Below are 22,638 nucleotides of genomic sequence, written 5' to 3'. Positions count from 1 at the left end.
TCAAAGGTCGTGTTCATCGGGGTACAGGACCATTCTAGGAAAAGAACGCCACCTAATAAATAGCATGCTAATTAAATGACTGTTGCAAGGATTGCAACAAGCCCTGGCCTAGTCCTTGGCCCAGTAGCGCTGGTCCTCGAGCACCCGATTCTCCAGCTGCAGCCGTTCGGGCAACTCTTCCTTGAGGAAGTCGATCCAGGTCTTGATCTTGGCGTCGAGAAAGCGCCGCGAGGGATAGAGCGCATGGATGTTGCGTTCGCGCAGGCGGAAGTTGGGCAGCAGGCGCACCAGGCTGCCATCGCGCAGGTAGTTGACCGCGATGTAGCTGGGCAGTAGGCAGATGCCCATGCCCTGGCGGGCCACGCTGGCCAGGGCTTCGGCGACATTGACCTGGAAGACGTAGCGCGGCGCCACCTGCTGCTCGCCGTCTTCGCCGGCGAAGACCCAGCGTTCGGAGAAATTCGGATCCAGCAGGCGCAGACAGTCGTGCTCGGCGAGATCGGCCGGCACCTTGGGTGCCGGGCGTTGCGCCAGGTAGCTGGGCGCCGCGCAGACCACGCTGTAGACGCCACCGAGACGTTGGGCGACGAAGTCCGAGTCGGCCAGTTCGGTGTCCAGGGTGATGGCGATGTCGTGCCCATCCTCCAGCAGCGCCGGATGGTTCTGCGAGAGATTCATGACGATCTCGACATGGGGATAGCGCGCGCAGAAGCGCGACACCAGCGGTGCCAGCAACTGGGTACCCAGACCGGTCATGGAATGCAGGCGCAGATGACCATGGGGCTTGAGATGGGCGCCGCTGGCCTCGGCTTCGGCCTCGCCGACGTCCTGCAGGATGCGCCGGCAGCGTTCGAGATAGCGCTCGCCCGCCTCGGTCAGCGCCAGCCGCCGGGTGGTGCGGTGCAGCAGGCGGGTCTGCAGATGGCTTTCCAGTTCCGCCAGCAGGCGCGACACCTGGGCGGTGGACAGGTCGAGGGTGTGGGCAGCAGCCGTGAGACTGCCCAGATCCACCACCCGGACGAAGATGCGCATGCCTTGGAAAATATCCATTATTGCCTTTTTCGCAATGGAGTTTCGTCAAGTCGTCACTTTATTGAAAAAGTCGGACGCCCGATAGTGGTGCAGTGAGCTGCTGTGGATTCGACTTGCTGACCGCGCGAATCCTTCCCTCCGGCAGTGGCTCCTTGGATAGCTCCTTGCGGCCTTCCGACAGACGTCTCCCCTGGAGACCTCCGCCGGAGGGCCGTTTTTTTTGCCTGGCGTTCCAACCAGGCCCCGGCCATCAGCCCCGCCGCTCCGGCTCGCGAATGCGATAGCTGGCGATGTAGAGCGCCGGCAGGAACAGCAGCGTCAGCAGCGTCGCGGCGACGATGCCGCCGATCATGGCATAGGCCATGGGCCCCCAGAACACCTCGCGGGCGATGGGAATCATGCCCAGGCTGGCCGCCGCGGCGGTCAGCAGGATCGGCCGGCGGCGGTGCCGGGTGGCTTCCACCACGGCGTCCCAGGGCGAACGACCGGCCTGTTCGAAGGCATCGATCTGGGTCACCAGGATCACCGAATTGCGGATGATGATGCCGATCAGCGCCAGCACCCCGAGGATGGCGACGAAGCCCAGCGGCTGGCCGAAGGGGATCAGCCCCAGCACCACGCCGATCAGCCCGAGGGGCGCCACACTCGCCACCAGGAACAGCTTGCGGATGCTGTGCAGCTGGATCATCAGGAAGGTGGCCATGAGAAACAGCATCAGCGGCACCACCTCGGCGATCGGGCCCTGGGCCTTGCTGCTCTCCTCCACCGTGCCACCCACCGCCACCTGGTAGCGCGGCGGCAGCTTGGCGATGAAGGCATCCACGTCCGGCTGCAGCTGCTTGACCAGATCCGGCGCCTGGATCTCGCTGAGAATCGAGGCCTTGAGGGTGATGGTGGGCAGGCGATCGCGACGCCACACCAGCGGCTGCTCCAGGGCGTAGTCGATACGGGCAAAGGCCTTGAGCGGCACCGCGACGCCCTGGGGCGTCATGATCTGCAGATTCTCCAGGGTCTCCACCGAGCGCCGTTCGGCCTCGCTGGCGCGGGCCACCACGTTGACCAGGTAGATGTCGTCGCGCACCTGGGTCACCGGGGTGCCGGTCACCACGCCATTGAGGATCTGCGCCACGTCCTGGGACGAGAAGCCCAGCTGCCGCGCCTTGTCCTGGTTGACCTCGACCTTGAGCATCCGCGCCGGCTCGTTCCAGTCGTAGAGGAAGTCACCCAGTTGCGGACTCTTGCCCAGCACGCTGGCCAGCGCCAGCGCCTGGCGGCGTACCTCGGCGACGTCCGGACCGCTGATGCGGTACTGGATCGGCCGACCCACCGGCGGCCCCATCTCCAGCGGCTGGACGTAGCCGGACAGGCCGACGAAGTCCTGGCGCAGCCGCTGCTTGAGCTTGGGCAGGAGGCGATTGCGCGCCTCCAGGTCCTTGGCCACCAGGATCACCTGGCCATAGAAGGGATTCTCCAGCTGCTGGTCCAGCGGCAGATAGAAGCGCACCGCGCCCTGGCCGACATAGGAACTCCAGTGGGCCACGTCCGGATCGTCGGCCAGGGTCTTCTCGAATCTGTCCATCTGCGCCCGGGTGGCGTCGAGGGAGGCGTTCTGCGGCAGGTTGAAGTCGATCAGCAGTTCGGGTCGATCCGAGGACGGGAAGAACTGGTTCTGCACGAACTTCATCGAGAACAGCGCCGCGGCGAACAAGAGCACCGTGAGGCCGATGGTCAGCCAGCGGTGGCGCATGGCGCCCAGCAGGAGGCCGTCGGACCAGCGCGCCAGGCGGCCGGGCTGATCATGATCCTTGGGCTTCACCTTCTTCGGCAGGATGTGCACGCCGATCACCGGCGAAAAGAACACCGCGACGATCCAGGACAAGAGCAGCGCCACGGCGATCACCGCGAACAGGGTGAAGGTGTACTGGCCGGCGCTGCTGGAGTTGAGGCCGATGGGCACGAAGCCGGCCACCGTCACCAGGGTGCCGGTGAGCATGGGAAAGGCGGTCGACTCGTAGGCGAAGGTCGCCGAGCGGTGCAGCGACTCGCCCTCCTCGCGCTTGGTCACCATCATCTCCACGGTGATCATGGCGTCGTCCACCAGCAGGCCGAGGGCGATGATCAGGGCGCCCAGGGAGATCCGCTGCATGGTGATGCCGCTGTATTCCATGAAGACGAACACCAGCGCCAGGGTCAGGGGAATCGACAGCGCCACCACCAGGCCGGCGCGCACGCCGAGGCTGATGAAGCTCACCACCAGCACGATGATGACCGCCTCGAACAGCGCCCGGGTAAAGCCGCCGACGGCCTTTTCCACCACCTGCGCCTGGTTGGAGACCACATGCACGCCGATGCCCACCGGCAGGGCGCCGGTCAGCTCCTGCATCCTCTCGGTGAGGGCCGCGCCAAAGGTCTGGATATTGCCGCCGCTGCTCATGGCGATGGCCAGGCCGATCGCCGGCTGGCCGTTGTAGCGGAACAGCGAACTGGGCGGATCGGCGTAGCCGCTGCGGATGTCGGCCAGGTCGGTGAGGCGGTAGAAGCGATCGTCGATGCGCAGATTGACCGCGGCCAGATCGGCGGTGGAGCGGAATTCGCCACTGGTGCGCACGCTGATGCGCTCGGCGCCGGATTCGATGGTGCCCGAGGGGGTCACCGCATTCTGCTGTTGCAGACTCTGCATCACCTGGCGCTGGTCCAGCCCCAGGGCGGCCAGCTTGCGGGTGGAGAAATCCAGGTAGATGACCTCGTTTTCCGCGCCGATCAGCTGCACCTTGCCGATGCCCGGCACGCTGCGGATCTCGCGGCGCACCTGCTCCACCTGGTCGCGCAGCTGGCGCATGCTGAAGCCGTCGCCGGTGAAGGCATAGATGCTGCCGAAGACGTCGCCGAATTCGTCGTTGAAGGCCGGGCCCTGGATGCCCTGGGGGAATTCGCCCTGGATGTCCGAGACCTTCTTGCGCACCTGGTACCAGATGTCGGGAATCGCCTTGGCCGGCGTGGTGTCGCGCAGGTAGACGAATACCGTGGACTGCCCCGGCCGGGTGAAACTCTTGGTGTAGTCGAGGGAATCCAGCTCTTCGAGCTTCTTTTCCACCCGCTCGGTGACCTGGCGCAGGGTCTCCTCGGTGGTCGCCCCCGGCCAGCGGGTCTGGATGACCATGGTCTTGATGGCAAAGGACGGATCTTCCTCGCGTCCCAGCTTCATGTAGGAGAAGACGCCCATCAGCAGGGCGACGAACATCAGGTACCAGACGAAGGATTGGTGGCGCAGCGCCCAGTCCGACAGGTTGAAGCCTTTCATGGCCGAGCGCCCTCCTGATCCTTCACCCGCTGTCCCTCCTCGAGACTGTTGACCCCTGCCGTCACCACCCGCTCACCCACCTTCAGGCCCTTGCCGATCCAGGCCAGGCCATCGGCCTCGCGCAGCACCTCGACCGGGCGCTGGCGCACCTGAGCCTGCTCGCCCCGGCCTTCCACCACCCAGACCGCGGTCTGGCCATTCTGGCGCCGCAGCGCCTGCGCAGGCAGGGCCAGACCGGCCGCCGGCGGCGACTCCAGCTCGCCCTGCACCAGGCTGCCGATACGCAGCGCGGCCGGCGGCTCGTCCAGGGTCAGGCGCACTCGCCGGGTACGGGTGGTGGCATCGGCCTGGGGCTCGATCTCGCGCACTCGGCCCGCAACCGCCACGGCCGGATCCAGCGCCATGCGCACGGTCAGCACCCGCCCCGGGGTCAGCTGGCCGATGGCCTGGGCGGGCAGGTCCAGCACCGCCTCGCGGACGTCCGGGCGGGCGACCCGCACCACCGGCTGACCGGCGGACACCACCTGGCCGACCTCGGCCTGCCAGGCGGTGATCACGCCGTCGAAATCGCTGTAGAGCTCGGCATAGTCGCGCTGATCGCGGGCCTGGCGCTCGGCGCTCTGGGCCTGCTCGCGGGCGGCTTCCAGGGTATGCAGGCGGGTCAGCGCCTGATCCAGCTGGGAGCGCGAGCCGACGCCCTGGTCGAACAGCTGCTGCTGGCGCCGGGCATCGTTGCGCGCGTCGCGCCACTGGGCTTCGGCATCGGCGGTCTGGCCCTGCCGACTGCGCAGGGCATTGTCCTGATCGGTGGGGTCCAGCGCGGCCAGCAACTGGCCACGGCGCACCGCCTGGCCCACGTCCAGCAGCCGGCGGGTGATGCGGCCGCCGACGCGAAAGCCCAGCACGCTCTCGTAGCGCGCCTGGATGCTGCCGGCAAAGACCTCGCGCCCGGGCGGCGGGGCACTCAGGGTCAGGGTCGCCACCGGCCGGATCGGCGGTGGCGGGGCCTCGTCATCGGAGCAGCCCGCCAGGACCAGCAGCAGGCACAGCGGCAGCAGCGGCTTCATGGGCGCACCTCGTTGAAGGCGGAGCGCTCGGCGACTTCGACCCTCTGCCCGGGACTCAGCGCCTGACCGCCGGCGACGACGATGCGGTCGCCGGCCTTGAGGCCCTCGCTGACGATGATGCTGTCGCGGGTGAAGCGCTCGATGCGCAGCGGCTGCAGGCTGACCCGCTCGTCGTCGCCGAGGCGCCAGGCGGCGGGCTGCTCGGTGGTGCCGTTCAGCGCCGTCCAGGGCAAGGCGAAGCCCTGCTCGGTCGCACCTTCGAGCTGGGCATTGACCACCGCCCCCAGGGTCATGGCCGCCGGGGGTCGATCGAGTTGTACCTTGACGCGCACCGTGCCACTGCTCGCCACGGTCGGGGCGATCTCGCGCAGGGTACCCCGGGTCGTGACGGCCGGTTGCGCCTGCAGGGCGACGGGCAGGGTCTGGCCGACCTTGAGTTCGCGGGCCAGGGATTCATAGAGATCGAAGACGGCGTCGAGGTCGCCGCTCACCGCCAGATCGAAGATCGCCGTGCCGGCCTGCACCACTTGTCCGGCTTCGGCGTGGCGGGCGGTCAGCACCCCGGCGGCGCTGGCGCGCAATTCGGTATAGCCCAGTTGCTTGCGCGCATCGTCGCGCTGGGCGACGGCGGTCTGCAGGGCGCTGCGGGCGCCGTCGAGGGTGGCCTGGGCCTGGTCGTACTGGCTGCGACTGGTGTAGCCCTTGGGCAGCAGGGCGGCCTGGCGCTCGAAATCGACCCGCGCCAGCCGGGTGCGGGCTTCCTGGGCTTCCACCTGGGCCTGGGCGGCGGCCAGGTTATTGCGCAGATCCTGGGGATCCAGCCGGGCCAGGACCTGACCCTCGCGCACGCGATCGCCGACATCCGCCAGCCGCTCGCTGATCTTGCCACTCACGCGGAAACCGAGCGGCGCCTGCACCCGCGCCTGGATATCCCCGGTAAAGGGGATGCGCTGACTGTCCTTTATCGGATTCAGCTGCACCACCACCACCCGCGCCAGTTCCTCGGTGGGCGGTTGCTCCTGGGAGCAGCCCGGTAACAGCGTTACCAGGGTAAGAGCAGCCGTTACCTGGCAGAGGCGAGCAAGGCGGAGAGCCCTCATGATTGTCCTTATCGGTGGAAGAGGCGCGATCTGCGAACTGACCACAGGCGGCGCAGGGGGTTCGTCTGACGAATTGTCAGGCGCCGGGCGCCGCTTGGGAAGCGCTACGGCGAGGACGCACGGCGCAGGCCCAACAGCGGAGCGGTCATTCGCCCACAAATGTTCACAAATGCCCTGGAACCCGGCATTCCGGGCCGCAGTCAACTGAGACGTGCGCTGTGGACCTGCCCGTCTGCAGCTGATGCCCGCGACCCTGATGGCGCGGGTCCCATCAGATTCACAGGTTCATTTGACGAGGCCGAACTCATGAAAAAGCTGCTGATCACCTCTACTGCTGCTGTGATGCTGTCGATGGCCACGGGTGTCTTCGCGGCCGAAACCTCCAAGAGCGCCACGGCCGTCAACGGCTCGGCTACCGAAGCCGTACCCGGCAAGACCACCGTCAAGGGTGGCGCGGACGGTGGCACCGATGTGCCCTTCAAGACCGAGAAGCCCAACAAGGTCGACGCCCGCAACCAGAACAACATGCAGTAACCGCCCTTTCCCGGCGGTAACAGAAAGCCCCGGCATGCCGGGGCTTTTTGCTGTCTGCCGTTCAGCCTGCAGACAAGACAAACCCCGCCGAAGCGGGGTTTGTAGAAAGGCTAGCAGCCGGGCTTAGCGCCAGAACGGCTTGTGCATTTCCTGGTAGCGCTGGGCCTCGGTGATACCGGCGTCGGCCAGCATACGGGCGTCCAGGCGGGCCAGTTCGTTGCGGCTGGCGATGCGACGCTGCCAGGTGGACAGGGTGGAGATAACGCGCAGGGCAGCGGGCACACGGTTGCTGGGCTTGGCGTTGTACAGCGAGGAACTGAAGGTGCGTTCCATGGTGGCTTTCCTTCCCGCTTGTGACGGGTACTGGTCATCGAATGGCGCCATTGTCTCGCCAGGCGAGTGCTACCACCAGTAACAGTCCAGGGAAAGGTTCGCGGATCACTCAGCACACAATTGCAACTGTACTGCTGCAATTTGGGTCATTCTGTAACGTATTGCACCATTGCAGTGCAAAATTTGGTTACCAGAGGGAACATCGCGGGAATTCGAGCTATACAGTTGGCCAGAAGGCCAGCAAACAAGAGTGCTTGTTCTACCTGTTACCGCAGCCGCTGTCCAGCCTGGAAGGAACTCCGTGCTCCAGAAAGGAGCGCTTCCGACGCCCGGTGGCGCCGGAAGCCTCTGGTCATCAGCGCGCGGCAGCGGCCAGGCTCGGGGTGGCGGGCTGACGCCGGCCTACCCAGGTACCGATGGCCACGACCAGCAGCGCCAGCAGACCGGTCGCCAGGATCTCGAAGCGATGGGCTTCGCTGAACAGCATCACGGTCAGGGCGCCGACGATGAAGACGATCACCGCCCAGGTCAGCCAGGGGAACAGCCACATGCGGAACTCCAGGGTTTCACCGCGGGCGATCAGCTTGCGTCTCAGGCGCAGCTGGGTCACGGCGATCACCAGATAGACCAGCAGGGCCACGGCGCCGGAGGTGGACAGCAGGAAGCTGAATACCGCCTCGGGCATGGTGTAGTTGGCGATGGTGGTCAGGAAGCCCACGGCGGTACTGGCCAGCACGGCCGCGCGCGGCACGCCGCTGCTGGAGGCACGCCCCATCTTGGCCGGGGCATCGCCACGGCGAGCCAGCGAATAGAGCATGCGCGAAGCGGTGTAGAGCGCCGAGTTCAGGCAGCTGGCCACGGCGACCAGCACCACGCAGTCGACGATCAGCTTGGCATTGGGGATCGACAGCACCTCGAGGGCGCGCTGGTAGGAACCCACGATCGGCAGCTGGGCATCGTTCCAGGGCACCATGGACACCACCAGGAAGATGGAGACCAGGTAAAACAGCGCGATCCGCCAGATCACCGAGTTGGTGGCCTTGCTGATCTGCCGCGACGGGTCCTTGGACTCGGCGGCGGCGATGGTGACGATCTCGGTCCCCATGAAGCTGAACATGGTGGTCAGCAGGGCACCCAGCACCGCGCCGAAGCCATTGGGCATGAAGCCGCCGGTATGGGCCATCAGATTGCTCAGGCCGCTGACCTCGCGACCCGGCAGGGCGCCGACCAGGGCGGCCGCGCCCAGGGCGATGAAGGCGACGATGGCGATGACCTTGAGCAGGGCGAACCAGAATTCGAACTCGCCGTACTTGGCGACGCTGAACAGGTTGGTCACGGTCAGGATGCCGGTGATGATCAGGGCGAATTGCCAGGTGGCGATCGCCGGGAACCAGGCGTTGAGGATGGCGGCGGCGGCCACGGCTTCCAGCGGAATCACCAGCACCCAGAACCACCAATACAGCCAGCCGATGGTGAAGCCGGCCCAGCGGCCGATGCCCTGCTGCGCATAGGAAGAGAAGGAACCGGTATCGGGCGAGGCGACGGCCATTTCACCCAGCATGCGCATGACCAGCACCACCAGGGTACCGGCCAGGGCATAGGCCAGCAGTACGGCCGGGCCGGCCGCGGCGATGGCATGACCGGAGCCGACGAACAGACCGGCACCGATCACCCCGGCGATGGACAACATGGTCACATGGCGCGGTTTGAGCGCCGGCGAGAGGTTGCATTCTACGTTGGACATAAGGTGTTACCTGACAACGGAAAGCCTCCCAAGTGCAACTTGCGCGCCACACGGGCTGAAATCGGCACAAAATGAACGCAAAGGGTGCAATGCCTCGCGGAAAGCGGCGAAAAAGCGGCATTCCGCCGAGCTATCGCGCTAACCATCTGATGTGCAAAGCGATTTCTTTCAGGTATGCATGCCCGTTCGGCTTGCTTCGTTAGGTATCACCTTGTGCAACTTGCACTACTATGGTGCTTGCACAGGTGGAACCTTAGGTAACCCCAGGCCTGGAGCCGGGCGCCACGCCCTCCGCTACCTGACCGCAAAACCTGGACACGCCGGAAAGGACCGCCCTGCCTGGCGTCCGTTGCCGGCTCGCCCGAGTAGCAGGGACCGCCTAAAGCCGCGGCTTGGACGCTTTTCCATGCCGATGCTGCTGCAGGGGGAACTTGCCGGGCCGTCAGGCCTCTGCACACCTGCGACAAAATGTAACCGTAACCAGCAGATGTTGGTAATATTCCAACATATTAGCTAGCTAACCATAAGCCCTGCGGTTCCACGTCGGGCACCTGATGAGACCCTGACCATGTCCGCAGACGATTCCGTCCCGGCCCGCCGCGACTTCCTGCGCAAGTCCCTGAGCCTGATTCCCGTGGTCGCCCTGGCGAGCGGTGCCTCCTCGGGCCTGGCCCTCGCCGCGCCTGCCCCGGAGAGCAAGCCGGGCAGCAGCCCGCGCGCCGACCACTATCAACCGGTGTTCTTCACCGCCGAGGAATGGGCCTTCGTGCAGGCCGCGGTGGCCCGGCTGATTCCGGCGGACGACCTCGGCCCGGGCGCGCTGGAAGCCGGTGCGCCGGAATTCATCGACCGGCAGATGCAGACCCCCTATGCCCGTGGCGGCCTCTGGTACATGCAGGGCCCCTTCGCCGCCGATGCCGCACCGGAGATGGGTTACCAGAGTCGCCTGGTACCCCAGGATCTCTATCGCCTGGGCATCGCCGCGGTGGATCGCTGGACCCGCCAGCAGCACGGCAAGGTCTTCGCCGCGCTGGCACCCGCTGAGCAGGACGCGGCCCTCAAGGCGCTGGAAAGCGGTGACGCCAGCCTGGACGGCGTGCCGGCCAAGCTGTTCTTCGCCCAGCTGCTGCAGAACACCCGGGAAGGCTTCTATTGCGACCCGCTGCACGGCGGCAACAAGGAACTGGTCGGCTGGAAACTGGTGAATTTTCCCGGTGCCCGCGCCGACTTCATGGACTGGGTGGAGCGCGACGAGCGCTATCCGCTGCCGCCAGTCTCCATTCGCGGGGAGCGCGGTTGATGGCCAAGGTATTGCCCAGCAAGCAGGTAGTGATCGTCGGCTTCGGCTGGACCGGCGCCATCATGGCCAAGGAACTGACCGAGGCCGGCCTGGACGTGGTGGCCCTGGAGCGTGGCAGCTACCGCGACACCTATCCCGACGGCTCCTATCCCCAGGTGATCGACGAACTCACCTACAGCATCCGCAAGAAGCTGTTCGTCGATGTTTCCAAGGAAACCGTCACCATCCGCCACAGCGTCAACGACGTCGCCCTACCCAACCGCCAGCTCGGCGTCTTCCTGCCCGGCGATGGCGTGGGCGGCGCCGGTCTGCACTGGTCGGGCGTGCATTTCCGCGTCGACCCGGTGGAGCTGCGCCTGCGCAGTCATTATGAAGAGCGCTACGGCAAGAAATTCATCCCCGACGGCATGACCATCCAGGACTTCGGCGTCAGCTACGCCGAGCTGGAGCCCTACTTCGATTTCGCGGAAAAGGTCTTTGGCACCTCGGGTACCGCCTGGAGCGTCAAGGGCCAGGTGGTGGGCGACGGCAAGGGTGGCAATCCCTATGCGCCGGATCGCTCCAGCGATTTCCCGCTGCCGGCGCAAAAGAACACCGTCTCGGCGCAGCTGTTCGAGAAGGCCGCGCGGGAGGTGGGCTATCACCCCTACAACCTGCCCTCGGCCAACACCTCGGGGCCCTACACCAACCCCTACGGTTGCCAGATGGGCCCCTGCAACTTCTGCGGCTATTGCAGCGGCTACGTCTGCTACATGTATTCCAAGGCCTCGCCGAATCTCAACATCCTGCCGGCGCTCAAGCAAGAGCCGCGCTTCGAGTTGCGCAGCCAGGCCCATGTGCTCAAGGTGAACCTGGACAGCACCGGCAAGCAGGCCACCGGGGTGACCTACCTGGACGCCCAGGGCCAGGAGCTGGAGCAGCCGGCCGACATCGTCATCCTCGCCGCCTTCCAGTTCAACAACGTGCGCCTCATGCTGCTGTCGGGCATCGGCCAGCCCTATGACCCCAAGACCGGCGAAGGCGTGGTCGGGCGCAATTTCGCCTACCAGAACATGGCCACCATCAAGGCCTTTTTCCGCCAGGATCAGCACCACACCAACCCCTTCATCGGCGCCGGTGGCAATGGCGTGGCGGTGGACGACTTCAACGCCGACAACTTCGACCACGGCCCCCACGGCTTCGTCGGCGGCTCGCCCATGTGGGTCAACCAGGCCGGCACCCGGCCCATCGCCGGCGCGGCCAATCCGCCCGGCACCCCGCAGTGGGGCAGTGCCTGGAAAAAGGCCCAGGCCGGCTACTACAACCACCAGCTGTCGATGGACGCCCACGGCGCGCACCAGTCCTATCGCGACAACTACCTGGATCTGGACCCCACCTACCGCGACGCCTATGGGCAGCCGCTGCTGCGCATGACCTTCGACTGGAAGGACAACGACATCCGCATGACCCGCTTCATGGCGGCCAAGATGAAGAAGATCGCCGAGGCCATGAATCCCGAGCACATCAGCGTGTCGGTCAAGGATTTCGGCGGTCACTTCAACACCGCCAGCTACCAGACCACCCACCTGAACGGTGGCGCCATCATGGGCACCGACCCCAAGACCAGCGCGGTCAATCGCTACCTGCAGAGCTGGGACGTGCACAACGTCTTCGTGCCGGGCGCCTCGGCCTTTCCCCAGGGCCTGGGCTACAACCCCACCGGCCTGGTGGCGGCCCTGACCTACTGGTCGGCGCGGGCCATCCGCGAGCAGTACCTGAAAAATCCCGGCCCGCTGGTGCAGGCATGAGAGGCGCGCCCATGATCCTTCGTACCCTCGCGACCCTGCTCCTGGGCAGCGGCCTGGCGCTGGCGGCCCAGGCCGCCGAAGACACCGACCCGGCGCTGGTCAAGCAAGGCGAATACCTGGCCCGCGCCGGCGATTGCGTGGCCTGCCACACGGCGCCGGGCGGCCAGCCCTTCGCCGGCGGCCTGCCCATGCAGACGCCCATCGGCACCCTCTATTCCACCAACATCACCCCGGATCGGCAGACCGGCATCGGCGACTACAGCTATGCCGACTTCGACGCCGCCATCCGCCAGGGCATCGCCAAGGAGGGACACACCCTCTACCCGGCCATGCCCTACCCCTCCTATGCCCGGGTCAGCGAGGGCGACATGCGCGCCCTCTATGCCTACTTCATGCACGGCGTGACGCCAGTCGAGCAGGCCAATCGCGACAGCGACATCCCCTGGCCGCTGTCCATGCGCTGGCCGCTGGCGATCTGGCGCCAGCTGTTCGCGCCCGAGGTGGTGCAATTCCAGCCCGCGCCGGACCAGGACCCGGTAGTGGCCCGCGGCGCCTACCTGGTGGAAGGCCTCGGCCACTGCGGCGCCTGCCACACCCCGCGTGCCTTCACCATGCAGGAGAAGGCGCTCTCCCCCGCCGACGGCAAGGATTTCCTGGCCGGCAGCGCGCCCCTGGAAGGCTGGATCGCCAAGAACCTGCGCGGTGATCACCGCGACGGCCTAGGCAGCTGGAGCGAAGCGCAGCTGGTGCAATTCCTCAAGACCGGGCGCTCCGCCGACAGCGCGGTGTTCGGCGGCATGACCGAGGTGGTGCAGCACAGCCTGCAATACCTCAGCGACGCCGATCTGCAGGCCATCGCCCGCTACCTCAAGACCCTGCCGGCCAAGGACCCGCACGATGCCCCCTTCCAGCCCGACGGGCGCGCCGCCGCGGCGCTCTGGCGCGGCGACGACAGCGCCCGTGGCGCCCAGGTCTATGTGGACAACTGCGCCGCCTGTCACCGCACCGACGGCCAGGGCTACGACCGGGTCTTCCCGGCACTGGCCGGCAATCCGGTGCTGCGCACGGCCGACGCCAGTTCGCTGATCAACATCGTGCTCAAGGGCGGCACCCTGCCCGGCCTGCACACGGCGCCCTCGACCCTCGTCATGCCGCCCTTCGGCTGGCGGCTGAACGATGCCCAGGTGGCCGACGTGGTCAGCTTCATCCGCGCCAGCTGGGGCAACGCCGCCGCCCCGGTCAGCGCCGCCGACGTCGCCAAATGGCGCACCGACGATACGCGCACCACCTCGGGCGATGACCTGGGCCAGGCGTTCGGTCACGGTCAGCCGGAGACGCGCGAAGCGGGTAAATAGCGGTCGTTTCAGCGGCGCAACCAGGCCGGATCCACGGCGGCGAACACCTCCTGCAGCCACTCGACCCAGGCGCGTACCCGCGGCGAGGTCTGGCTGGCCAGGGGGTAGACCGCCGCCAGTGGCAAGCCCGGTGGGCGTTGCTCGGGTAGCACCTCGCACAGCCGCCCCGCCGCCAGGTCAGCCGCCACATGGTAGAGCGGCGCCTGGACCAGCCCCAGGCCGGCTAGGGCGGCGCCGATATAGATGTCGGCGCCGCTGAGCGCCAATCGGCCCGGCAACTCCGGGCAAAGCAACTCGCCATCCTTGACGAACTCGAAAGGCAGCCGCCGACCGCTGCGCTGGGAGCGGTAGTACACGCCCTGATGCTCGGCCAGATCGGCGAGGGTTGTCGGCGAGCCTTGGCGCGCCAGATAGGCCGGACCGGCGCAGGTCACCTGTACCAGTTCTCCCAGGGGCTGGGCGGCCAGGCCTTCGTCGAGCAGCGGTCCGCTGCGCAGGACGCAATCGATGCCCTCGCCGATGACGTCCACCGGCCGGTCATCGGCGCTGATCACCAGCTCCAGATCGGGATAGCGCTGGCAGAAGCCCGGCAGCGCCGGGATCACCAAGGCGCGCCCGAGGGACCCTGGCAGATCCACCCGCAATCGACCGCGCGGCTGGCGCCGCCGCTGGCTGAAGACCCCCTCGATATCGTCCAGCTCGGCCAGCCAGCTGACGCAACGCTCGTAGTAGGCGGCGCCATCCAACGTCGGACTGACCCTGCGGGTGGTCCGGTGCAGCAACGTCACCCCCAGGTGGGCTTCCAGCTGCTGCACCAGCAGCGTCGCCATCGCTGGCGAGAGGCCGAGATCGGCGGCCGCCCGGCTGAAGGAGCGACGCTCGACGATGCGCACGAAGCCGCGCATGGCTGCCAATCGGTCCAAGATCATTCATTCCTGTCGAATACTGTCTGTCGTGATAGCAGCTTTGTTCAGCCTGGCTCAATAGCGAGACTGCTTCCATCTTTCACGAGAGGAGCGAACGTCATGCTGCAACGACGACTGGGCCGCGCTGGCCCGCTGGTATCCGCCTTGGGGCTGGGCTGCATGGGCATGAGCGAATTCTATGGCGCCACCGACGAGACCGAGGCCCTGGCCACCCTGGACCTGGCCCTGGAACGCGGCGTGACCCTGCTGGATACCGCCGATGCCTATGGCCCCCACCGCAATGAGGAGTTGCTGGGCCGTGCCTTGCGTGGCCGCCGCGAGCGGGTATTCCTCGCCACCAAGTTCGGCCTGGTGCGCAGCGAAGATCCCAACACCCGCGGCGTGAATGGCCGGCCCGACTACGTACGCCAGGCGGTGGACGGCAGCCTGCGCCGACTGGGGGTCGAGCAGCTCGATCTCTACTACCAGCACCGCGTCGATCCCGAGGTGGCGATCGAAGAGACGGTGGGCGCCATGGCCGAATTGGTGCGGGCCGGCAAGGTGCGTTACCTGGGACTGAGCGAGGCGTCCAGCGAGACCCTTAGGCGTGCCCAGCGAGTCCATCCCATCGCCGCCCTGCAGAGTGAATTCTCGCTCTGGTCCCGCGACCCGCAGGAACACGGCATGCTCGCCACCTGCCGCGAGCTGGGCGTGGCGCTGGTCGCCTACAGCCCACTCGGCCGCGGCTTCCTCACCGGGGCTCTCCGATCGCCGGACGACTTCGCCGCCGACGACTATCGCCGGTTGAGTCCGCGCTTCCAGGGCGAAAACTTCCAGCGCAACCTGGAATTGGTGGAACGGGTACGCGCCCTGGCCGAAGCCAAGGGCGTGACCGCGGGCCAGGTGGCCCTGGCCTGGGTGCTGGCCCAGGGCGAGGACGTCATCCCTATCCCAGGCACCCGCCGGCGGCGTTATCTGCAGGAGAATCTCGCCGCGCTCGAGGTGCGCCTGAGCGCAGACGAAAGCGCCGAGCTGGAGCGACTTTTCACGCCGGAGCAGGTGGCCGGTACGCGCTATCCCGCCGCCTGGATGCAGCTCGTCGAGCGCTAGTGACCATCAAGCCCGCCGCCGACCGACGGGCTTGCGCGGCTGGCATCGATCCTGCTAGCTTGATCGGGTTAGTACCAAGCTGACCCCAATCGCTGGACGCCTTTCCGCTCGTTGTAGCAGCGCGAAATCAGCGTCATCCGGATCCACCGATCCCTCGATTGCTCAGGATCTGCCGCCGCGGCCTCTGAATCTCGTGCCCGGCCGGTTGCCTGCCTTCCCAAGTACTTACCTGCATGCCTGGGCGTCTCGCCCACACGCTGCCTTCCTCCAGCCAGAGATTCAGCCGTCGGCCGTCATGGGTACGAGGTTGCTGGAGTTATTTCACCGCGCCGACTGAGCGTGGATCCCAAGGATAGTCATATGAACATTCAAAATCAGGCCACTGCGGCCATGCAACACCTCCAGGCGGCCTTCGCGCCGTTCCAATGCATCACCACCCCGGCTTCGCGCAAGGGCGGTTTCAGTTTCACCGTGGTCGACGAGCGCGGTGTCGCCTGTCGCAGCGAGCGCCTCTACCCCGAGCAGTACAACGCTGCCGACGGCCTGGAGCGGGTCATCGCCCGTACCCGCCGCGCCCTGGTGGCCTGAAGCGCCAACCGAGTGCCGGACGCATCACGGTTTCCGTGATGCCCATGCCGGCCGCCTCCATCTGCGGTATGTTTGGCACAGCTTCGCGTAGGCGTGAGCCAAACAATGAATCCCAAGATGGAGGTCGCATGTCGCAAGTCGTATTCATCCGCCATGGCCAGTCGGCGTGGAACCTGGAAAACCGCTTCAGTGGCTGGGCGGATGTGGATCTGACCGAACAGGGGATCCGCGAGGCCCACGAGGGCGGTCAGGCGCTCAAGGACGCCGGCTTCCTCTTCGACGTGGCTCACGTCTCGGTGCTCAAGCGTGCCGTGCGCACCCTCTGGCACGTGCAGGAAGGCATGGACCAGATGTGGCTGCCGGTGGTGAGCGACTGGCGCCTCAACGAGCGTCACTATGGTGGCCTGACCGGCCTGAACAAATCCGAGACCGCCGCCAAGTATGGCGAGGAGCAGGTGCTGGTCTGGCGCCGCAGCTACGACGTGCCGCCGCCCGAGCAGAGCGTCGAAGAGCAGCAGGCGCTGGCCGCCGATCCGCGCTATGCCGGTCTGTCGCTGGACCAGGTGCCGCGCACCGAGTGCCTCAAGGATTGCGTCGAGCGCGTCCTGCCCTACTGGAACGAAGTCCTGGCCCCGGCCATTCGCAGCGGCCAGCGCGTGCTGGTGGTCGCCCATGGCAACTCCATGCGCGCCCTGATCAAGTACCTGGACAACATCTCCGACAGCGACATCGTCAGCCTCAACATCCCCAACGGCGTGCCGCTGGTGTACGAGTTCGACGAAGACCTGAAGCCCACCAAGCACTACTACCTGGCCGACCCGGACGAGGTCGCCGCCAAGATGGCCGCGGTGGCCAATCAGGGCAAGGCGAAGTAAGGCGTTTCATCGCGGCCATGGCGGTCCGCCGATGCGGCCGCTCCTACGGTTACCTAGGAGCCTGTAGGAGCGGCCCATGGCCGCGATTTTCTCAGCGAAAGAACCGGATCGTTTTCAAGACGAGACCTGTAGCGTGGAAAACCGCGTAGCGTTTTCCACAACCAGGGTCGCCGGTGAGCGGTGGATAAGGCTGGCGCCGTTATCCACCCTACGGCCTCAGGTGCGACGCTCCGGGCGCTTCACCACCCGCGCCTCACCCAGCACGCCCTCTTCTTCCGCCTGGGCCGCCTGGATGTCCTCGTCGCCTTCCACCCCGCCATCGCCCGGCGTCTTCTCGCCCTTTTCCTTGCCGTCGTCGCTGTGGTGCTCGATCACCGCGTTGATCTCCGCGCCGAACAGCAGCACCGCCGACGACAGATAGAAGTACAGCAGCAGCACGATGATGGCGCCGATGCTGCCGTAGGTGGCGTTGTAGTTGGCGAAGTTCTGCACGTAGTAGCCGAAGCCCAGGGAGGCCAGGATCCAGACCACCACCGCCAGCACCGAACCGGGGGTGATGAAGCGGAAGCTCTGCTTCACGTCCGGGGTGACGTAGTAGAGCGCTGCCACCGCGATCATCAGCAGGAACACCGCCAGCGGCCAGCGGATCAGCGCCCAGAGGGTCACCATGTAGTCTTCCAGCCCCACGTAGGCAGCCAGCCAGTTCATCACCTGGGGCCCCAGCACCATGAGGGCAGCGGCGCTGAGCAGCAGCCCGGCGAGGCCGATGGTGTGCAGCACCGACAGGGGAATGCGCTTCCAGGCCGGACGGCTTTCCACCACGTCATAGGCGCTGTTCATGGCGGTCATCAGCGAGCGGAAGCCACCGGAGGCGGACCAGAGGGCGACGATGATACTGAAGGACAGCAGCCCGCCCTTCTGTGTTTGCAACTGGTCGATGATGGGATTGACCGTATCCAGCGCCGTGACCGGCAGCAGATAGGCGGCCTGTTCGCGCAGGAAGGTGAAGAAGTCCGGCAGGTGCAGGAAGCCGATCAGGGCGATCAGGAACAGCAGGAAGGGAAACAGCGAAAACAGCATCTGGTAGGCCAGCGCTGCGGCATAGGTGGGCATGTCGTCGGCCACGAATTCCTGGACGGCACGCTTGATGAGGGTGAACGGCGAAACGCCGCGCAGGCTGAAGGCAAACAAGGACATGACGGCTCCTGACGAACGTTCCTCACGAAGGATTCCTGGGGCGGGCCTGCACGGCCTGCGCCCGGCGGCTTTGCAGGTCCGCCCTACCTTCAGAGTGGCAGCAGCCGGGTTGGTTGCGCCCTGACGTCAGAAGCCGGACCCCGAGGCATCCCGGCAGGCAGCGACCTCGGCGGCGGTAGGCATGCGGATTTCCTCTATCCCGCGGCTTTCATCGAAGTCGATGTAGCCAGCGGCGGCGAATTCGCGCAGCCAGCCATCCATGGGCCAGAGTCCCCAGCGCGCCTGGAAGCGCCGGGCGTTCTCCAGGATGCTGGCGAAATGGTTGAGCGGTGGGTGATAGGTCGGATGGTACTGGTGAAAAGCCCGCGCCTCGGCCTGGTAGACCGGCACTGCCGCCGCGCGGGCGCGAAAGGCGAAGTCGGTGTCCTCGCCACCATAGCCGCGATAACCCTCATCGAAGCCGCCGATGCGGCCGAAGGTGGCGCGGGTGCAGGCGAAGTTGAGCGACCAGAACAGCGGATGGGGAACCGCCTCGCCAGGCGGACGATCCCGGTGCAGGGGATGGACGACGCCGCTGGCGCGCAGCTCTTCCGGCGTCCAGTCGCCTTCTGCGACGCCCGCCGGCAGGTAGTGGACGAAGCCCTGGTGCAGGGCTTCGGGGTGGGCCGCCAGCGCCTCCCGGTAGGCGTCGAGCAATTCCGGCGCGGGGATGCAATCCACGTCGAGAAACACCAGCTCCTCACCGGGCGCGGCGGCCACCGCGGCATTGCGCGCGGCGGCCAGGGGCAGGATGCCGTCGCCCTCGACTCCGTGCACCTGAATCGGAAAGCGCGGGCTGTGCCAGGCGCGCGGTGCCTCGTTCATCTGCACCACCACCAGGGCCGCAGGCGGGGTGGGCGCAAGCTCCAGGCCGCGGATGAGATTGGCCAGCTGCCGCTCGCGGCCATGAACCAGGGTCAGGACGATCATGCCAGCACCTCCTGGGCGACCTGTCGAATACAGGCAGCGGCGCGCCGGGCGCCCTCGCCATCGCTTACCGCCACCCAGCGCTCGGGATCGAGTTCGCGCGCCCTGGCCAGCAGCCCCGGCCAGGCGTCGTCGGCGGGCCAGCTTTCGCAGGTGATCGCCAGGCCCTGGGCGGCCAGCAGGCGCCCGGTGGACAGTTGCTCGTCGAAGGGCCGGGCGTCCGGCAGGCAGAGGAAGCGGCAGCGCAGGTCGGCCAGTTCCGCCACCAGGCTGTCGCCCGCCGAGCCGATCACCAGCTCGGCGCGGGTTAGCCAGGGTGCGGGATCGGCGACGCTGCCCAAAAAGCTCAGATTGGCCGGTGCCTCGGTGGCGTCCTCGAGCACCGGACCCAGCACCGTCCAGTGCCAGGCGGGACAGGCGCGGGCGGCCGCCACCAGGCGCGCGCGGCTAAAGGCGGTGCCGCCATGGCCAGCGATGACGGTGATCGTACCGGGCTCGCGCCTGCGGTCGGGCCCTTGCCCGGCATAGCGCGACAGGCTGCCGGCATAGCAGGTCTTGGCCCGCCAGGCGGCCGGGGTATCAGGCTCTTCCAGGCAGTCCGGATAGGGTGCCAGCAGGCGACTGGCACTGGCGTAGGCCAGTTCGTGGGCGGCATCGAAACGACTGCCGCGCTGGCGCAGATAGATCGTCGGCACGCCGCACAACCGGGCCAGCAGCGCCACCTCCACCGAGACGTCGACCACCAGCAGGCAGGGCCAGGCGCGGCGAAACCAGTCCACCAGCAGGCCCATGCGCTCGCGCAGCCCTGCCACCCCCAGCGGGGCATAGTGCAGGCAGGCGAAGGCTTCCCCTTCGACGCCCGGGGCCACGTCGGGCGGCAGCGGGCAGAGCTGGACGTTGGGCGGCGCCACCCGCTCGGGCAGGCGACTGCCGAACAAGGTCAGGGGGCCGTCGAAGGCCGCGGCGATGGCCAGGGCGCGGGTCACGTGGCCGGCGCCGTGATGGTGGGCGTAGTAACCGACGTTCAGCTCAGTCACGGGCGGTCTAGCCACGGGCAGTCTAGCCACGGGCGACTCGGCCGGCAGCGACATCGGCGAGCAGGCGCTCGTAGCGGTCGATCATCAGCCGGTGGCTCCACTGGGCCTCGGCCCGCGCCCGGCAGGCCTCGCGAGACAGCGACAGGGCTTCGCGCAGGGCCGCCGCCAGGGCCGGGACATCGCCCGGCGGGGCCAGGGCGCCGGTCTCGGCGGTGAGCAGTTCCGGCAGGGCGCCGCGAGCGAAGGCGGCGACCGGCGTACCACAGGCCAGGGCCTCGGCGACGATCAGGCCAAAGGGTTCGTCCCAGCAGGGCGTGACCAGACAGGCGCGGGCCTGGGCGACTTCGGCGGCCAGGGCGGTACGGTCCAGGTGACCGAGGTAGACGGCCTGCTCGCCCAGGCGCGGCTCGATCTCCTGGCGGAAATAGCGCTCGTCGGTAGCCTGGCCGGCCAGGCGCAGGGGTACGCCAGCCTCGCGGGCGGCATCCAGCGCCAGGTGCGGTCCCTTGTCCGGCACCAGGCGGCCGAACCAGAGGGCATGGTCGCCGATCGGCGTATCGCGCGGGCGCCAGGCGTCGAGGTCGATGCCATTGGGAATCACGTGACAGGCCGGCGCGAGGTGCGCCCAGTTGTCGGCATTGGCCTGGGACACCGTGCAGTAATGGCCGCCACCGCGCTTGTGCAATTCGCCGAGGGCGTTGATCAGTTCGAAGAACGGCGGGGTGTGCAGCACCGTGAGCATGGGGGTGCGGATCAGCCCGGACATGGTCACCGGCACATAGTGCAGGGCGTTGTTGAAGATGACGTCGAAGCCGTAGCCATCGATGCGCTGCATGCAGTCCAGATAGCCGTGATGCTCGTCGAGGTATTCGGAGCTGAGCACGTTGCGCTTGCGCCGGCAGCCGTCCGCGCCGTAGTTGCCGTCGTCGAGGATGGGCACCACCTCCAGCTCCGGCGCCGAGGCCGAACTGGCGAACAGCGTCACCGCATGGCCACGCTCGCGCAGCTGCAGGGTGATGTCGTAGGTGAAGGCTTCGAGACCGCCGGCGAACGGCTGGCGTACCGGGTGTTTCACGTGGGTAAGAATGCCTATGCGCATGGAACCGTCCGCCTGCTGTTGCCTGTCATCCCACCGTCCTTATCGCGAGCCGCTGGTTGATAGGAGTCTCAGCGACGGGAATTGGTTGTGCGCTTCGTCGTGAAAGCCGCACGGCCGGCAAACCGCGGAACCCTGTCGGGGGTCAGCCTTCTTGGACCCGTATTCCCAGCAGACGACGGAGGTTTCCATGCATTATGAACTGCACTATTGGCCCAGCATCCAGGGCCGCGGCGAATTCGTCCGCCTGGCGCTCGAAGAAGCCGGCGCACCCTATCTCGATGTCGGCAACGCCCCGAAAGGCGAAGGCCTGGGCGTACCCGCCATGGAAGACTATCTACAAGGCAGGAAGACCCGCCGCCCGCCCTTCGCCCCGCCCTTTCTCAAGGCCGGCGACGAGGTCGTCTCCCATGTCGCCAACATCCTCCAGTTCCTCGGGCCGCGCCTGGACCTGGTACCGGCCGACGAGGAAGCCCGCTTCTGGGTGCACGGCCTGCAGCTGACCATCACCGACCTCACCGCCGAGGCCCATGACGTCCATCATCCGGTGGCCATCTCCCTGACCTACGAAGAGCAGCAGGACGAAGCCCGGCGCCGCGCCAAGGCCTTTGCCGGCGAACGGATCCGTACCTACCTGAGCTATTTCGAGCGGGTGCTGGGCTACAACCCGGCGGGTAACCATTGGCTGGTGGGCGACCGGCGCTCCTATGTCGACCTGTCGCTGTTCCAGGTGGTGGCCGGCCTGACCTATGCCTTCCCCAACGCCATGCGCCGCCTGGCGCCGGAGATCCCGCGGGTGCTGGCCCTGGCCGAGCGAGTCGCCGCGCGACCCAACATCGCCGCCTACCTGGCCTCGCCCCGCCGCCTGCCGTTCAGCGAGAACGGCATCTTCCGTCACTATCCGGAGCTGGATCCGGTCTGACGGGCAAAAGAAAAGGCCGCCCGGGGGCGGCCTTTTCGTCACGACTGGACTCAGGCGCGGTCGATGGTGTTCTTGACCGCTTCCTTGCCCTTGCCGACGTTCTTCTGCAGCTTGCCTTCGGCTTCCTGGGCACGACCCTCGCCTTTCATGCGCGAGTTGTCGGTGGCTTCGCCGATACCTTGCTTGACCTTGCCGGCCACTTCTTTGGCGGTACCCTTGATCTTGTCGCTGGTGCTGCTCATATCAGTCTCCTTGGGATCGCACAGGCAGTGCGCTTGTAAAATCCGACTGCGGCTCTAGCCGGGTGGTTTCGACCATTCGTCGCACAGCGCAGCGGCAAGGGGCGCCAGGAAGCTTTGGGCAGCGGCCTTCGAAACCTTTAGACTTCC

General features: G+C 66.8%; 20 protein-coding genes. 8 read left to right on the top strand and 12 right to left on the bottom strand.

From position 1 onward, the window contains the following. Positions 1 to 108 precede the first annotated feature (108 nt). From CFE50_RS00480 to CFE50_RS00465, 4 genes are all read right to left on the bottom strand, one after another. On the bottom strand, positions 109 to 1,050 hold the full coding sequence (locus CFE50_RS00480) for a LysR family transcriptional regulator (RefSeq protein ID WP_039976008.1): 942 nt from the start codon (positions 1,048 to 1,050) through the stop codon (positions 109 to 111). 232 nt (positions 1,051 to 1,282) lie between these two features. Next, positions 1,283 to 4,333, bottom strand: a complete 3,051-nt coding sequence (locus tag CFE50_RS00475) for an efflux RND transporter permease subunit (RefSeq protein ID WP_286729518.1) — start codon at positions 4,331 to 4,333, stop codon at positions 1,283 to 1,285. After that, entirely contained in the window at positions 4,330 to 5,400 is a 1,071-nt protein-coding gene (locus CFE50_RS00470) for an efflux RND transporter periplasmic adaptor subunit (protein WP_286729517.1), read from the bottom strand. The genes CFE50_RS00475 and CFE50_RS00470 overlap by 4 nt, the downstream gene beginning before the upstream one ends. Continuing rightward, the gene (locus CFE50_RS00465) at positions 5,397 to 6,500 is read right to left on the bottom strand and encodes an efflux RND transporter periplasmic adaptor subunit (RefSeq protein ID WP_286729515.1); all 1,104 of its coding nucleotides are present in this window, start codon (positions 6,498 to 6,500) and stop codon (positions 5,397 to 5,399) included. Before CFE50_RS00465 ends, CFE50_RS00470 begins: the two co-directional genes overlap by 4 nt. 306 nt (positions 6,501 to 6,806) lie before the next feature. Here CFE50_RS00465 and CFE50_RS00460 point away from each other — a divergent pair, with 306 nt between their 5' ends. Further along, positions 6,807 to 7,034, top strand: coding sequence for a hypothetical protein (locus tag CFE50_RS00460; protein WP_007161432.1), 228 nt, complete (start codon positions 6,807 to 6,809; stop codon positions 7,032 to 7,034). A 123-nt stretch (positions 7,035 to 7,157) separates the two neighbouring features. Here CFE50_RS00460 and CFE50_RS00455 read toward each other — a convergent pair whose 3' ends face one another. Together CFE50_RS00455 and gabP are read right to left on the bottom strand one after the other, a co-directional pair. After that, positions 7,158 to 7,367, bottom strand: coding sequence for a DUF1127 domain-containing protein (locus CFE50_RS00455; protein ID WP_007161433.1), 210 nt, complete (start codon positions 7,365 to 7,367; stop codon positions 7,158 to 7,160). A 355-nt stretch (positions 7,368 to 7,722) separates the two neighbouring features. Beyond that, positions 7,723 to 9,111, bottom strand: a complete 1,389-nt coding sequence (gabP, locus tag CFE50_RS00450) for a GABA permease (RefSeq protein ID WP_007161434.1) — start codon at positions 9,109 to 9,111, stop codon at positions 7,723 to 7,725. 568 nt (positions 9,112 to 9,679) lie between these two features. Between gabP and CFE50_RS00445 the strand changes: the two genes are divergently transcribed. From CFE50_RS00445 to CFE50_RS00435, 3 genes are read left to right on the top strand one after another with little or no spacing between them, the layout of a single operon-like run. Beyond that, the gene (locus CFE50_RS00445) at positions 9,680 to 10,411 is read left to right on the top strand and encodes a gluconate 2-dehydrogenase subunit 3 family protein (protein ID WP_286729509.1); all 732 of its coding nucleotides are present in this window, start codon (positions 9,680 to 9,682) and stop codon (positions 10,409 to 10,411) included. Further along, the gene (locus CFE50_RS00440) at positions 10,411 to 12,198 is read left to right on the top strand and encodes a GMC family oxidoreductase (protein ID WP_286729507.1); all 1,788 of its coding nucleotides are present in this window, start codon (positions 10,411 to 10,413) and stop codon (positions 12,196 to 12,198) included. Before CFE50_RS00445 ends, CFE50_RS00440 begins: the two co-directional genes overlap by 1 nt. A gap of 11 nt (positions 12,199 to 12,209) precedes the next feature. Continuing rightward, positions 12,210 to 13,553 (top strand): cytochrome c, encoded by a 1,344-nt coding sequence (locus tag CFE50_RS00435; protein ID WP_286729504.1) that lies wholly within the window; start codon positions 12,210 to 12,212, stop codon positions 13,551 to 13,553. 8 nt (positions 13,554 to 13,561) lie between these two features. Here CFE50_RS00435 and CFE50_RS00430 read toward each other — a convergent pair whose 3' ends face one another. Then, positions 13,562 to 14,476 (bottom strand): LysR family transcriptional regulator, encoded by a 915-nt coding sequence (locus tag CFE50_RS00430; RefSeq protein WP_286729502.1) that lies wholly within the window; start codon positions 14,474 to 14,476, stop codon positions 13,562 to 13,564. A gap of 102 nt (positions 14,477 to 14,578) precedes the next feature. Between CFE50_RS00430 and CFE50_RS00425 the strand changes: the two genes are divergently transcribed. From CFE50_RS00425 to gpmA, 3 genes are all read left to right on the top strand, one after another. Beyond that, positions 14,579 to 15,568, top strand: a complete 990-nt coding sequence (locus tag CFE50_RS00425) for an aldo/keto reductase (RefSeq protein ID WP_286729500.1) — start codon at positions 14,579 to 14,581, stop codon at positions 15,566 to 15,568. Positions 15,569 to 15,928: 360 nt separating this feature from the next. Continuing rightward, a complete protein-coding gene (locus CFE50_RS00420) occupies positions 15,929 to 16,156 on the top strand; it encodes a hypothetical protein (RefSeq protein ID WP_241808654.1) in 228 nt (75 codons plus the stop codon). A 128-nt stretch (positions 16,157 to 16,284) separates the two neighbouring features. Further along, a complete protein-coding gene (gene gpmA, locus CFE50_RS00415) occupies positions 16,285 to 17,031 on the top strand; it encodes a 2,3-diphosphoglycerate-dependent phosphoglycerate mutase (RefSeq protein WP_027598118.1) in 747 nt (248 codons plus the stop codon). A gap of 216 nt (positions 17,032 to 17,247) precedes the next feature. Here the strand turns inward: gpmA and CFE50_RS00410 are convergent, their stop codons facing one another. The 4 genes from CFE50_RS00410 to CFE50_RS00395 form a co-directional block, all read right to left on the bottom strand. Beyond that, a complete protein-coding gene (locus CFE50_RS00410) occupies positions 17,248 to 18,228 on the bottom strand; it encodes a YihY/virulence factor BrkB family protein (protein ID WP_241808653.1) in 981 nt (326 codons plus the stop codon). Positions 18,229 to 18,354: 126 nt separating this feature from the next. Beyond that, positions 18,355 to 19,197 carry a galactosyltransferase-related protein gene (locus tag CFE50_RS00405; protein ID WP_241808652.1) on the bottom strand — a complete coding sequence of 281 codons (843 nt, stop codon included), beginning with the start codon at positions 19,195 to 19,197 and terminating at the stop codon, positions 18,355 to 18,357. Continuing rightward, positions 19,194 to 20,231, bottom strand: a complete 1,038-nt coding sequence (locus CFE50_RS00400; RefSeq protein ID WP_286729496.1) for a hypothetical protein — start codon at positions 20,229 to 20,231, stop codon at positions 19,194 to 19,196. Before CFE50_RS00400 ends, CFE50_RS00405 begins: the two co-directional genes overlap by 4 nt. A gap of 22 nt (positions 20,232 to 20,253) precedes the next feature. Next, positions 20,254 to 21,330, bottom strand: coding sequence for a glycosyltransferase (locus tag CFE50_RS00395; protein WP_286729494.1), 1,077 nt, complete (start codon positions 21,328 to 21,330; stop codon positions 20,254 to 20,256). 187 nt (positions 21,331 to 21,517) lie between these two features. Between CFE50_RS00395 and CFE50_RS00390 the strand changes: the two genes are divergently transcribed. After that, positions 21,518 to 22,249, top strand: coding sequence for a glutathione S-transferase (locus CFE50_RS00390; RefSeq protein WP_286729492.1), 732 nt, complete (start codon positions 21,518 to 21,520; stop codon positions 22,247 to 22,249). Between the two features lie 50 nt (positions 22,250 to 22,299). On the opposite strand, the gene CFE50_RS00385 is transcribed toward CFE50_RS00390, so the two are convergent. Continuing rightward, on the bottom strand, positions 22,300 to 22,491 hold the full coding sequence (locus tag CFE50_RS00385; RefSeq protein WP_027598113.1) for a CsbD family protein: 192 nt from the start codon (positions 22,489 to 22,491) through the stop codon (positions 22,300 to 22,302). Positions 22,492 to 22,638: the final 147 nt, after the last annotated feature.

The sequence above is a fragment of the Pseudomonas sp. PGPPP4 genome (assembly GCF_002256045.1).
GTDB classification, from domain to species: domain Bacteria; phylum Pseudomonadota; class Gammaproteobacteria; order Pseudomonadales; family Pseudomonadaceae; genus Chryseomonas; species Chryseomonas oryzihabitans.
The sequence above is the reverse complement of the archived record's forward strand: the minus strand, read 5'-3'. Positions and strand labels throughout refer to the sequence as shown.